The organism is Nonomuraea sp. NPDC049750 (genome assembly GCF_040659625.1).
Lineage (GTDB): Bacteria > Actinomycetota > Actinomycetes > Streptosporangiales > Streptosporangiaceae > Nonomuraea.
In genome coordinates, this window is sequence record NZ_JBFANB010000008.1 from 89,762 (window position 1) to 102,489 (window position 12,728).

7 protein-coding genes are annotated in these 12,728 nt (G+C 71.6%); 6 read left to right on the forward strand and 1 reads right to left on the reverse strand.

All coding sequences use genetic code 11. From position 1 onward, the window contains the following. Positions 1 to 86: 86 nt before the first annotated feature. The 5 genes from AB0J16_RS22540 to AB0J16_RS22560 all read left to right on the forward strand — a co-directional run bounded on the left by AB0J16_RS22540 (position 87) and on the right by AB0J16_RS22560 (position 9,887). A complete protein-coding gene (locus tag AB0J16_RS22540) occupies positions 87 to 3,473 on the forward strand; it encodes a phosphodiester glycosidase family protein (RefSeq protein WP_358542486.1) in 3,387 nt (1,128 codons plus the stop codon). A gap of 72 nt (positions 3,474 to 3,545) precedes the next feature. Next, a complete protein-coding gene (locus AB0J16_RS22545; RefSeq protein WP_358542489.1) occupies positions 3,546 to 4,667 on the forward strand; it encodes an amidohydrolase family protein in 1,122 nt (373 codons plus the stop codon). Between the two features lie 68 nt (positions 4,668 to 4,735). Further along, positions 4,736 to 5,965: a M20 family metallopeptidase gene (locus AB0J16_RS22550; RefSeq protein ID WP_358542492.1), complete on the forward strand. Its 1,230-nt coding sequence runs from the start codon at positions 4,736 to 4,738 to the stop codon at positions 5,963 to 5,965. 159 nt (positions 5,966 to 6,124) lie between these two features. Beyond that, positions 6,125 to 8,938, forward strand: coding sequence for a glycoside hydrolase family 2 TIM barrel-domain containing protein (locus tag AB0J16_RS22555; RefSeq protein ID WP_358542495.1), 2,814 nt, complete (start codon positions 6,125 to 6,127; stop codon positions 8,936 to 8,938). Positions 8,939 to 9,077: 139 nt separating this feature from the next. Further along, positions 9,078 to 9,887 (forward strand): methyltransferase domain-containing protein, encoded by an 810-nt coding sequence (locus tag AB0J16_RS22560; RefSeq protein ID WP_358542498.1) that lies wholly within the window; start codon positions 9,078 to 9,080, stop codon positions 9,885 to 9,887. An 82-nt stretch (positions 9,888 to 9,969) separates the two neighbouring features. On the opposite strand, the gene tuf is transcribed toward AB0J16_RS22560, so the two are convergent. Beyond that, positions 9,970 to 11,148, reverse strand: coding sequence for an elongation factor Tu (tuf, locus tag AB0J16_RS22565; protein ID WP_358542500.1), 1,179 nt, complete (start codon positions 11,146 to 11,148; stop codon positions 9,970 to 9,972). A gap of 295 nt (positions 11,149 to 11,443) precedes the next feature. Here tuf and AB0J16_RS22570 point away from each other — a divergent pair, with 295 nt between their 5' ends. Then, positions 11,444 to 12,727 carry a SpoIIE family protein phosphatase gene (locus AB0J16_RS22570; protein ID WP_358542502.1) on the forward strand — a complete coding sequence of 428 codons (1,284 nt, stop codon included), beginning with the start codon at positions 11,444 to 11,446 and terminating at the stop codon, positions 12,725 to 12,727. Position 12,728: the final 1 nt, after the last annotated feature.

The following is a 12,728-nucleotide window of genomic DNA, read 5'->3' on the forward strand; positions in this document are numbered from 1 at the left end:
AGTTCGACCGCCCGAAGGCTCTGAAATTATTCTTTAGTTCATCGTCAAGTCTTGAAAGTTATAACCGCGAACGATTGAGTTCGGTCGTGCAGACCCTCCGCTACGCGGCCGTCGCGGCCGCGCTCGTCTTAGGGATCGCCGCCCCCGCGCAGGCCGATCCCCAACCCCCTGTCGAAGACGCGCTGAAGGCGTCGTCCTATCCGCCGCCCTCCACGCTGCTGACCCAGGCCGTCACCGGCAAGCAGCTGGAGACGGCCAAGAAGACCCGGCCGGTGGCTCCCGGCATCTCGCTGACCTCGTTCGATCGCTACGACGAGCTCGGCTGGCTGCGGGCCGACGCCGTCACCGCCGACCTGGGCGCCGCGAAGGCCGACTACGTCTACTCCGGCGAGGTGTCCAAGACCGAGCCGCTGTCCGGGCCCGCCAAGCGCGCCCACGCCGTCGCGGCCGTCAACGGCGACTTCTTCGACATCAACAGCTCGGGCGCCGCCCTGGGCATCGGTATCCAGAACGGCTCACTCATCCAGTCGCCCGCCTCCGGCCATGACAAGGCCGTCGCGGTCAGTGGCGACGGCCTTGGGCGGGTGCTGAGGATGTACTTCGAGGGCACCGCCACCCCCGCGGGCGGCGCGCCGATCACCCTGACCCAGTTCAACCAGATCGTCCAGGCGGGCGGGGTCGGCCTGTTCACGCCGCTGTGGGGCTCCTACAACCGGGCCCGCGCCGTCGAGGGCGCCACCGCCGTGACCGAGATCGAGCTGGTCGACGGCGTGGTCTCGGCGGTACGCCAGGCGCCGGGCACCGGCCCGATCCCGGCGGGCACCACGATCCTGCTCGGCCGCGACGCCGCGGCCGCCACGCTGGCCGGGCTCAAGCAAGGCGACAAGGTCGATGTGAAGTACCAGCCGAAGTCGTCGGACGGCAACGCCGTCAAGGCGGCGGTCGGCGGCAACTACGTCCTGGTCAAGGACGGCGCCGTGCAGAGCTCCACCGACCCGGCCGCGCACCCGCGCACCGCGGTCGGCTTCTCGGCCGACGGCAGGAAGATGTACCTGCTCACCGTCGACGGCCGCCAGGCCGACAGCCGCGGCGTCACGCTCAACGAGCTGGCCGCCATGATGGTCGACCTCGGCGCCGCGAACGCGCTCAACCTCGACGGCGGCGGCTCCTCCACGATGCTCGCCCGAGAGCCGGGCTCCGCCGACGTCCAGGTCGAGAACAGCCCGTCAGACGGCGGCGAGCGTCACGTGCCGAACGGCCTGGCCCTGTTCGCCCCCGAGGGCAGCGGCAAGCTCAAGGGCTTCTGGCTGGAGACGGCCGGCGACCCCGACAAGGCGCCCGGCGCCGCACCCATCGCCGGTGGCCGCCCCGACCGGGTCTTCCCCGGCCTCACACGGCGGCTGACCGCCGCCGGATACGACGAGACGTACGGCCCGGCGGCCGGTACCCCGTCCTGGCGCGCCGAGCCGATGGTGCACGGCGTCGTCCGCGACGGCAAGTTCCACGCCCTGGTCCCCGGCCAGACGACGGTTACCGCCTCCCGTGGCGCCGCCAAGGGCACGCTCCAGCTCACCGTGCTCCAGCCGCTGAAGCGGCTCGGCGCCACCGTGGACCGGGTCGGCCTGGCCGGCGCGGACGCCACGGCCACCTTCGGCGTCGTCGGCTACGACCACAACGGCAACACCGCGCCCATCGAACCGGCCGACCTCACGCTCGACTACGACCACGACGCATTCGAGGTGACGCCCGCCGACCAGGGCTACTTCACCGTCAAGTCCAAGAAGGCGACCACGTCCGGCCTGATCACCGCCAAGGTAGGCAAGATCAGCACCGCCGTGCCCGTCACCGTGGGCTTCGAGGACAAGCCGGTCGCCGACTTCGAGAATGCGGCCCAGTGGAGCTTCGCCGCCGCCCGGGCCACCGGCTCGCTGTCGGCCGCGCCTGGCCAGAGCGGGGGCGGGCTCAAGCTGTCGTACGACTTCACCCAGTCCACCGCGACCCGCGCCGCCTACGCCAGCCCGCCGCAGCAGATCGAGGTGGCGGGGCAGCCGCAGGCGTTCGGCCTGTGGATCAACTCCACCGGCAAGGGCGAGTGGCCCAGCCTGGAGTTCTACGACGGCCAGGGGCAGTCGCAGATCCTGCGCGGCCCGTACATGACCTGGACCGGCTGGAAGTACGTCGAGTTCGCCGTGCCGCCCGGCGTCACCTACCCGCTCAAGCTGCGGCGCTTCTACGTGGCCGAGACCAAGACCGACGCGAAGTACACCAACGACATCCTCATCGACGGCCTGGTGGCCAAGGTGCCGCCGTCGGTGACGGCGCCGACCGCCCAGAAGGTCGCCGACCCGGTCGTCAAGCCCGAAGTGGCCAAGATGCCGTGGCGGTTCGCCGTCATGTCGGACGCCCAGTTCGTGGCCCGCGACCCGGACAGCGACATCGTCAAGAACGCCCGCCGCACGCTCCAGGAGATCAAGGCCGCCAAGCCCGACTTCCTGCTGATCAACGGTGACCTGGTGGACGAGGCGTCGCCCGAGGACTTCGCGCTGGCCAAGAAGATCCTCGACGAGGAGCTCGGCGGGACGCTGCCGTACCACTACATCCCCGGTAACCACGAGGTGATGGGCGGCAAGATCGACAACTTCAAGGCCGTCTTCGGCGACACGTACCAGACCTTCGACCACAAGGGCACGCGGTTCGTCACGCTGGACACCTCGCGGCTGAACCTGCGGGGCGGCGGCTTCGACCAGGTCGCGCTGCTCCGGGCCCAGCTCGACGCGGCGGCTCGGGACGCGTCCGTCGGCTCGGTGGCGGTGCTGTTCCACGTGCCGCCGCGCGACCCCACGCCCGGCAAGGGAAGTCAGCTCGGCGACCGCAAGGAGGCCGCGCTTGTCGAGGGCTGGCTGGCGGACTTCCAGCGGACCACCGGCAAGGGCGCCGCCTACATCGGGGGCCACGTCGGCACCTTCAACGCCTCGCACGTCGACGCGGTGCCGTACTTCATCAACGGCAACTCCGGCAAGAACCCGGCCACTGCGGCCGACGACGGCGGCTTCACCGGCTGGTCGCTGTGGGGCGTGGACCCGGTCACCGCGCAGGAGGCGGAGCACGTCAAGCGCAACTGGTTCGCCGACGCGCCCAGCTGGCTCGGCGCCCAGGTACGGCCGCACGTGGACGACCTCGCGCTCGCGGCCCCCGCCGCCGTGCAGGTCGGCAAGGCGGTGGCCGTGACGGCGACGGTCAAGCAGGGCACCCGGGTGGTGCCCGCCGCCTACCCGGTGTCCGTGGCGTGGTCGGGCTCGCCGAACCTGCACATCGGATCGCGGCAGAGCGCCAAGCCCTGGGACGTCGCCGTGCTCGACCCCGCGACGGGGACGTTCACCGCGCTGCGTAAGGGCCAGGTGACCGTCGCGCTGACGGTCAGCGGCGTCACCCGCCAGGCGACGATCGCGCTGACGGCCAACGCGGCCGCCTGACACAACAGGCGACTGACACACGGCGGTGGGGGTCACCACACCCGGCCCCCGCCGCCGGACACAATGGAGGTCATGACGGACCTCGTCGAGACCATCGAACGGCTCGAACTGGTCGACCACCACGTCCACGGAGCCACCGCGCACGACCTGACGCGCACCGCGTTCGAGGAGCTGATCACCGAGTCGGACCGGCCGGTGCCGCACTGGATGACCCAGTTCGACTCCCAGGTCGGCCACGCGATCCTGCGCCACTGCGCGCCCGTGCTCGGCCTCGACCCGCACCCCACGCCCGAGGAATACCTGGCCAGGAGGGCCAGGCTGGGCGCGGCCGAGGTCAACGGGCGGCTGCTGGCGGCCTCCGGCGTGGGGCACTTCCTAGTCGAGACCGGCTACCGGGGCGAGGAGATCCTCAGCCCGGCGGGCATGGCCGAGGTCAGCGGCCGGCCCGCCGACGAGATCGTCCGCCTGGAGTCGGTGGCCGAGCAGGTCGCCGAGGGTGAGGCGGCCGGGTTCGCCGACCGGTTCGGCGAGGCGCTTCATGAGCGCACCCGTACGGCCCGCGGCCTGAAGACCATCGCCGCCTACCGCCACGGCCTCGACTTCGACCCCGCGCGGCCCGGCCCGGCCGAGGTCGCCGAGGCGGCCGGCCGGTGGCAGGAGGAGGGCGGGCGGCTCCGTGACCCGGTGCTGCTGCGCCACGTCATCTGGGCCGGCATCGAGCGCGGGCTGCCCCTGCAGTTCCACACCGGGTTCGGCGACCCCGACCTCGACCTGCGCCGATGCGACCCGCTGCTGCTGCGCGGGCTGATCGAGCTGGCCGAGCCGACGGGGGTGCCGCTGCTGTTGCTGCACTGCTACCCGTACCAGCGCCATGCCGGGTTCCTCGCCCACGCCTATCCGAACGTCTACTTCGACGTGGGCCTGGGCGTCACCTACACGGGGGCGCGCGGCGCCGAAGTGGTCGCGGAGAGCCTGGAGCTGGCGCCGTTCGCCAAGATCCTCTTCTCGTCGGACGCATGGGGGCCTGCTGAGCTGCACCATCTCGGGGCCGAGCTGTGGCGGCGGGCGATGGCGCGGGTGCTCGGCGGCCTGGTGGCCGACGGCGAGTGGTCGGCCGCCCAGGCGGTGCGCGTGGCGACCATGGTCGGGGCCGAGAACGCCCGCCGCGTGTACGACCTGGGCCCGGCCGGGTGAGGACGGCGGCTAATTGGGCACCGGGGAAAGGAGGTTGACGAGAATGGAGTGACGAGAGGAGTACATGAGTGAGCCCGGGGGAACTGCTGCGCGAGGCGCTACTCGACGAACTGCCCGCCGCCGTGAAGCTCAGGCGGGAGCTGCACGCGCAGCCGTGCGTGTCCGGGGAGGAGGGGCCGACGCTCAAACGCGTGCTCGACGCGCTGTCGGGCGGCCTCGTGGAGTACGTGGCGGGCACCGGCGCCGTGATCAGGATCGGCTCTCCCGGCCCCGCGGTCGGCGTGCGCGGCGAGCTCGACGCGCTGCCGATCGCCGAGCGCACCAGCGTTCCGTGGGCCGCCACCAGCGGCGCCATGCACGCCTGCGGTCACGACGTGCATCTGGCCGCCGTCGTCGCGCTGGCCCGCGCGGTGGCCAAGGTCCGCGCCGTCGTGGACGCCGGGGTGGAGGAGGCCGGGGATCCGGGCTCGACGGGGCTGTCCGCCTGGAGCTGGGACGAGATCGCGCCGCTGGTCGTGGTGCTGCAGCCGCGCGAGGAGACCTACCCCTCCGGCGCCTTCGACGTGGTCGAGTCCGGCGTGCTCGACCGGCACCAGGTGCGCGCCATGATCGGCGCGCACGTCCAGCCCGTGCTCGCCGCCGGCGTGGTGTCCTGCACGCCGGGGGCGGTCAACGCCTCGGCCGACGAGTTCGAGCTGACCGTCAGGGGCGCCGAGGGCCACGCCGCCTACCCGCACCTGGCCCGCGACCCCGTCGTGGCCATGTCCCAGATCATCGTGGCCGCCCAGCAGATGGTCAGCCGCGCCGCCGACCCCATGGTGCCCACGGTGGTCACGTTCGGCATGGTCAACGCGGGTACGGCGCCGAACGCCATCCCCGGCGAGGCCGTGGCCAGGGGGACGCTGCGGACCATGTCCGAGTCGTGGCGCCGCGGCCTGCACGACCGGTTCACCCAGCTGGTCGAGGACGTGGCCAGGGCGCACGGTTGCCACGGCGAGGTGCGGGTCCTGCCGGGGGAGCCGGTGCTGGCCAACGACCCGGCGCTGGCCGTACAGACCGGGGAACTGCTGCGGCACCAGGGATGGACGGTCACCGAGGAGCTGCGCTCGTGCGGCGCGGACGACTTCGCGGCCTACGCGTCGGTGATGCCGTCGCTGATGATGTTCGTGGGCGTCGACACGGCCGCCGGGCTGCACAGCCCGGAGTTCCTGCCGGGGGACGACGGCGTGGCGGCCACAGCGGAGGCGCTGCTGGCCGGATATCTCACGGCGGGGGGCCGGCCGGCCCGCGCGAGATGACGCCGCTGTCCGACTGCCCCGGGACGGACAAGACGTCGGCCGACTGCACCAGGACGGACAAGACACCGGCTGGTTGCACCAGGACGGACAAGAAACTCACCAATACTCACCAATACTCATCAATGACGAAACCGCCCAGAACCTTTAGGCTCGGCGGCGATGGATCTCGAAAACTTCGCACCCGGTTCGGGCCGCCTCGAACCCAGGGCCGCACTACGTTCTGACGCCCCTTCCCTCGACCTGAACGGCGACTGGCGCTTCCGCCTCTCTCCGTCCGCTGTCCTGCCGGACGACTTCGCCGATCCCGGCTACGACGACTCCGCCTGGGACACCCTGCCGGTGCCGTCGCACTGGCAGCTGCACGGGCACGGCTCGCCCGCGTACACCAACGACCTCTACCCCTTCCCCGTCGACCCGCCGCACGTACCGAACGAGAACCCGACCGGTGACCACCGCCGCCTGTTCGACCTGCCCGAGGGCTGGACCGGCGGGCGGCTGCGGTTCGAGGGCGTGGAGTCCTTCGCCCGGGTCTGGCTGAACGGCCACGAGCTCGGCTACTCGACCGGCAGCCGCCTGCCCGTCGAGTTCGACGCCGGACCGTGGCTGGTGCCGGGCCGCAACGTGCTCGCCGTCCGCGTCCACCAGTGGTCGGCCGCCAGCTACCTGGAAGACCAGGACATGTGGTGGCTGCCCGGCATCTTCCGGGAGGTGTCACTGACCCGCTCGGCCGCCGACGTCTTCGTCCACGCCGCCTATGCCGACGGCCGTGGCACGCTGAGCTTTGACGGCCCCGGACGGCTGGCCATCGCCGAGCTAGGCATCGCCGACCTCGCGCCCGGTACGGAGATCACCGTCGACGCCGAGCCGTGGACCGCCGAGACGCCCCGCCTGTACGAGGCCGTGGTCACGCTGCCCGAGGAGACCGTACGGGTGCGTGTCGGGTTCCGCACGATCTCCATCGAGGACGGGGTGCTCCTGGCCAACGGCCGTCCGCTGCTGCTCAAGGGCGTGAACCGGCACGAGTTCCACCCCGAGCACGGCCGCGCCGTACCGTACGAGACCATGCGCGCCGACGTGCTGCTGATGAAGCGCCACAACGTCAACGCCGTCCGGACCAGCCACTACCCGCCGCACCCCGACTTCCTCGACCTCTGCGACGAGCTGGGCCTCTGGGTGATCGACGAGTGCGACCTGGAGACGCACGGCTTCGGCCATGTCGGCTGGCGCGGCAATCCCACGGACGACCCGCGCTGGGCCGAGGCGTGCCTGGACCGGATGCGCCGCACGGTCGAACGGGACAAGAACCACCCGAGCGTGATCATGTGGTCCCTCGGCAACGAGGCCGGAGTCGGCCAGAACCTGAGCCTCATGGCCGACTGGACCCGGCAGCGCGACCCGTCACGGCCGATCCACTACGAGGGCGACCGCTCGTGCGCCGACACCGACGTGTACTCGCGGATGTACGCCTCGCACGCCGAGGTGGAGGCCATCGGGCAGGGGGTGGAGGACCCGCTGGCCGACCCCGAGCTCGACGCGCGGCGCCGGGCGATGCCGTTCGTGCAGTGCGAGTACGCCCACGCGATGGGCAACGGGCCCGGCGGCCTGGCCGACTACCAGGAGCTGTTCGAGCGCTATCCACGGCTGGCCGGCGGGTTCATCTGGGAGTGGATCGATCACGGGCTGGCACACCCGGAGTTCGAGTACGCCTACGGCGGCGACTACGACGAGCCGGTGCACGACGGGAACTTCGTGATCGACGGGCTGGTCTTCCCCGACCGGACGCCCTCGCCGGGGCTGCTGGACCTGAAGAAGGTGTTCGAGCCGGTGCGGTTCGCCTTCGACGACCAGGCCCAGGTCGTGCGGGTGGCCAACCACCACGGCTATCGCGACCTGTCGCATCTGGGGTTCGTCGCGGTGGTCGAGGAGGAGGGGGTGCCGGTCGCCGAGTTCCCGCTCGACGTACCCGCGACGGGTGGCGAGGTCAAGCTGCCCGACCTGCCCGTTGGGGAGGGTGAGCGGTGGCTGACGATACGGGCGGTGCTCGCCGCCGACCAGCCGTGGGCCGCCGCCGGTCATGAGGTGGCCTGGGGCCAGACCCGCCTGTCATCCGGTGCTCAGGACGGCTTGACGTCTGGAGCTCAGGACGAGGCTCGTCCGGCGTCTGGTGGCGGGGGCGTCGGTTCTGGGGCGGACCTGGAGTTCGACCCCGGTACCGGGCGGCTCACCCGCCTGTTCGGGATCGAGGTCGAGGGGCCGCGGCTGGAGCTGTGGCGGGCGCCGATCGACAACGACACCTACGGCGGGCTGGCGGATCGCTGGCGGCAGCTCGGCCTGCACAGGCTCACCCACCGAGTGGACGCCGTGGAGACCGGCGACGTGCTGACCGTACGCGCCAGGGTCGCACCGGCGGCCACCGACCTGGGCCTGCACGTGGTCTACCGGTGGACCGCCACGGACGGCGGGCTGGAACTGACCGTGGACGTCGAGCCGGACGGGGAGTGGAGCCTGCCCCTGCCGAGGCTCGGCCTCGTCATGGCGCTGCCCGCGGCGTTCGGCGACGTCACCTGGTTCGGCAGGGGTCCGGGGGAGGCGTACCCCGACACCGGCATGGCCGCCAGGGTCGGCCGCTGGTCCGCCACCGTCGAGGACCTGCAGACGCCGTACGTCTACCCGCAGGAGAACGGGCACCGAGCGGATGTCCGCTGGGCCGAACTGACCGGCCCGTCCGGGGGTCTCCGGGTGACGGGTGGTCCGGTCTTCGGCCTCACCGCTCGTCGCTGGACCACCGCTGAGCTGGAGGCGGCTCGTCACAGGCCGGACCTGAAGCCGGGCGACCGCGTGCACGTCAACCTGGACTTCGCTCAGCACGGCGTCGGCACCGCGTCATGCGGTCCGGCCACGCTGCCGCAGTACGAACTCCACGCTCGGCCTGCCACCTTCCGTCTCCGCTTCACCCCGGCGGAAGGCGCCTGACGCCCTGCTGTTCTGACGGCCCGGGGCCTCAAGGCCTCGGGCCTGACGGCCTGATGCCGGGCGCCCAGTGCCCGCCGTGATTGCCTTTTCTCACCGCAACTCCACCCTCTCCTCCCCCCTCTGTCGCAAAGGAGTCGTCATGGATGCCAAGCAGTACATGGCCGGTGTGTTCGACCGCGCGTCCGGCACCTACGAACAGGTCGGCGTGCCGTTCTTCGGCCCGGTGGCCGCCGAGCTGGTACGGCAGGCCGCGCCGGAGCCGGGCGACCGGGTGCTGGACGTGGGATGCGGGACCGGCGCCTCACTGGTCCCGGCGGCAGGGGCGGTGGGTCCGACGGGCCGGGTGGTCGGGCTGGACCTCGCGCCGGGGATGGTCGCCGCCACCACGGCCGAGATCGAGCGGCATGGCTTGACGCACGCGACGGTCCTCCAGGGTGACGCGGAACGGGCCGAGGAGTTGCTGCCCGGAGAGCGGTTCGACGTCGTGCTGGCCGGGATGATGCTGTACTTCCTGCCTGACCCGCTGGCCGCCGTACGGTCGATGACCGGCCTTCTCCGGCCCGGCGGGCGGCTGGCGGCCAGTCTGCTTGCCCAGGCGAGCCCGGCCGAGGCCGAGCTGCTCGGCCTCGTGGCGCGGGCCCTGGCCCCGTACACCGCCGACGCGGGCACCGCCCCCTTCCACCGCACCCTCAACACGGCCGAGGAGCTGACCGAGCTGCTCGTGGCGGGTGGCCTGGAGGGGGTCCGCTGCGAGGACGTGGTGTTCGAGGTGGTCGTCGAGGCCGGACAGGTATGGGACTGGCTGTGGTCGGCCGCCCGCCGCGCCTCCCTGGAGACGATCCCCGACGCCCTGCACCCGGAGGCCAGGGCAGCCCTGGAAGACGCCCTGGCCTACGGGAGATTCGTCCTACCCCGCACGGTCCGCTTCGCGACCGGGACCCGCCCCTGACGGGACCCGGCCGCGCGACATACCGGGGCGGGCACGTCGACCGTGCCCGCCCCGGCCGCCTGGACCGTGCTCGCGACGGACGTCAAGCAGGCACGTCGTCCAGCACGTCCAGCACCGTGCCCGCGCCGACCGTCAGGCCGCCCTCGCGGATCGCGAAGCCGAGCCCCGGCTCCAGGGCGACGGCCTTGCCCAGCTCGACCCGTACCTCGATGGTGTCACCCGGCTGGGCGGGGTCGTCCAGGAGGAGCTGCCCGGGTACGTCGGTCGTGCGCAGGTAGAACTGCGGCCGGTAGCCGGACGCGATCGGCCGGCGCCGCCCGCCCTCCTCCGGCGTGAGGAGGTAGATCCGGGCGGTGAAGGACCGGCGGGCCCGCTGGCTGCCGGGCGCGGCCAGGACCATGCCCCGCCGCACCTGGTCGCGGCGGACACCGCGCAGCAGCACGGCGGCGTTGTCACCCGCCTCACCCCGCTCCATCGTCTTCCCGAACGTCTCCACCCCTGTCACTACGGCGGTGAAGCCGGACTCGAAGCCGACAATGCTCACCGAGTCGCCCACCCGGACCGCGCCACGCTCGATGGCGCCCGTGACGACCGTGCCCCGGCCGGTGACCGTGAGCACGTTCTCCACCGGCATCAGGAACGGCGCGTCCACGTACCGGACTGGCACCGGGATGTGGTCGTCGACCGCCTGGAGCAGCGCGCCGATGGACGCCGTCCACTCGGGGTCGCCCTCCAGCGCCCGAAGCCCGGAGACCCGGACCATCGGGACGTCCCGGTAGCCGTGCTCGGCGAGCAGGTCGTGCAGCTCGAGTTCGACCAGGTCGGTCAGCTCCGGGTCGGCGCCGTCGGCCTTGTTGACCGCGACGACCAGGTGCTCGACGCCGACCCGCCGGGCGAGCAGCACGTGCTCCCTGGTCTGCGGCATGATGCCGTCCTGCGCGGACACGACGAGGATCGCGCCGTCGAGCTGCGCCGCCCCCGTGATCATGTTCTTCACGTAGTCGGCGTGGCCCGGCATGTCCACGTGGGCGTAGTGCCTGGTGTCGGTCTCGTACTCGACGTGCGAGATGTTGATCGTGATGCCGCGCACGGCCTCCTCGGGCGTGCGGTCGATCCGCTCGAACGGCGTGTACGTCGCCTGGCCCCGCTGCGCGAGCACCTTGGTGATCGCGGCGGTCAGCGTGGTCTTGCCGTGGTCGACGTGGCCCATGGTGCCGATGTTGAGATGCGGCTTGTTACGGATATAGGCCTGCTTGGCCATGATTCTTTCCTCTTGAGTCCTGGATGTGCTGTGACCCGCACGGGCCGACTACCTCCCCCCGCCGGGTCACTTTCAGGACTTACGGGAAGAGGTCAGCGCTCCAGGCCGTCGCAGGCACGCTCGAACGCGCCCGCGTTGGCGGGCGTCGCGAGGTGATCGTGCCTGAACATGAGGACCATAGTGAGGCGCTCAGCGCCGCCACGCAACGCAATATTCCCGGGAGGCGGCAGGGCGGTATGCCGTAAGGCGGCATCACCTATGGTGACCAGGCAAAACACCTCATAGAGTGGGTGGGGTGAGCAGGCTGACCAGCTCTCGCCGGCCGGGCACGCGAAGGCCGACCACACCGCGGGTCGACTACGCGGCGCTGTTCGCCGTGACGCCCGCCCCATGCCTGGTGCTGGACCCGGATCTGATGATCGTCGATGTGAACTGGGCTTACCTGCGCGCGACCGGCCGCACCGCCGAGGACCTGATCGGGCAGCACATCTTCGCCGCTTTCCCCGACAACCCCGAGGATCCGCACGCCAGCGGCGTGAAGAACCTGAGCGCCTCGCTGCACCGGGTGCTGGCCTCCCGAGTGCCGGACACGATGGCGCTGCAGAAGTACGACATCCCCCTCGCCGGCTGTCCTGGCGCGTTCGAGGAGCGCTGGTGGTCCCCGATCAACACCCCCGTCCTGGCACCGGACGGGACGCTGGCGTGGATCATCCACCGGGTCGAGGACGTGACGGAGTTCGTCCGCTCCTTCGGCCCGCGACGGCCCACCACCCGCCGCTCACCGGGGCGTGCGGAGATGGAGGCCGAACTGTACGGCAGAGCACAGGAACTGCAGCGGCTGAACGAGGAACTCCGCCTGGCCCATACCCGTGAACACCATGTCGCGCTCGCCTTGCAGGAGGCCATGCTGCGCTGCCCCGACCTCGACCTGCACCCCGAGATCGAGGTGCGTTACCTGCCCGCGGTGGAGACGCTGAACGTCTGCGGCGACTGGTACGACGTCGTCGACCTGCCGGACGGCTGCTTCGCCGTCGCGGTCGGTGACGTCGTGGGGCACGGCCTGGAAGCGGCGACGTCCATGGGGATGCTGCGCAGCGCGCTCAGCGCCGCGATCCGCGCTCTGAAAGAGCCGGCCCCGGCACTGGAAGTGCTCGGCTTGTACGCCCGTTCGCTCGAAGGGGCGCTGGCCACTACGGCGGTCAAGGCCGTGATCGACACCAGGAGGCGGCGCATCGCCTACAGCAGCGCCGGCCACCCGCCACCCGTCCTGTGCCATCTGGGCAGCGCCTGCACACTCCTGGACCAGGCCACCGACCCGCCGCTCGGCGCTCGCCCCGAACATATCACCCGCCCCCAGGCCGAGCTGTCCTACGCACCCGGTGACACCCTCGTCCTGTACACCGACGGTCTCATCGAACGCCGCGACCGGGACATCGACGTCGGCTTGGCCCGGCTGACCGACGTACTCGCCCGATCCGGTGGGCTCGACCCCGGACTCCTCGCCGACGCCCTCCTGGCGGGCATGGACGTCAGCAGCGGCGCCCGCGACGACATCGCCCTGCTCGTCGTCCGCCTGTAAA

Bases quoted from the DNA above. Each gene is read 5' to 3' on its own strand.
- AB0J16_RS22545 (WP_358542489.1), top strand. From the start codon at position 3,546: ATGACGGACCTCGTCGAGACCATCGAACGGCTCGAACTGGTCGACCAC.
- AB0J16_RS22555 (WP_358542495.1), top strand. From the start codon at position 6,125: ATGGATCTCGAAAACTTCGCACCCGGTTCGGGCCGCCTCGAACCCAGG.
- AB0J16_RS22560 (WP_358542498.1), top strand. From the start codon at position 9,078: ATGGATGCCAAGCAGTACATGGCCGGTGTGTTCGACCGCGCGTCCGGC.
- tuf (WP_358542500.1), bottom strand. From the start codon at position 11,148: ATGGCCAAGCAGGCCTATATCCGTAACAAGCCGCATCTCAACATCGGC.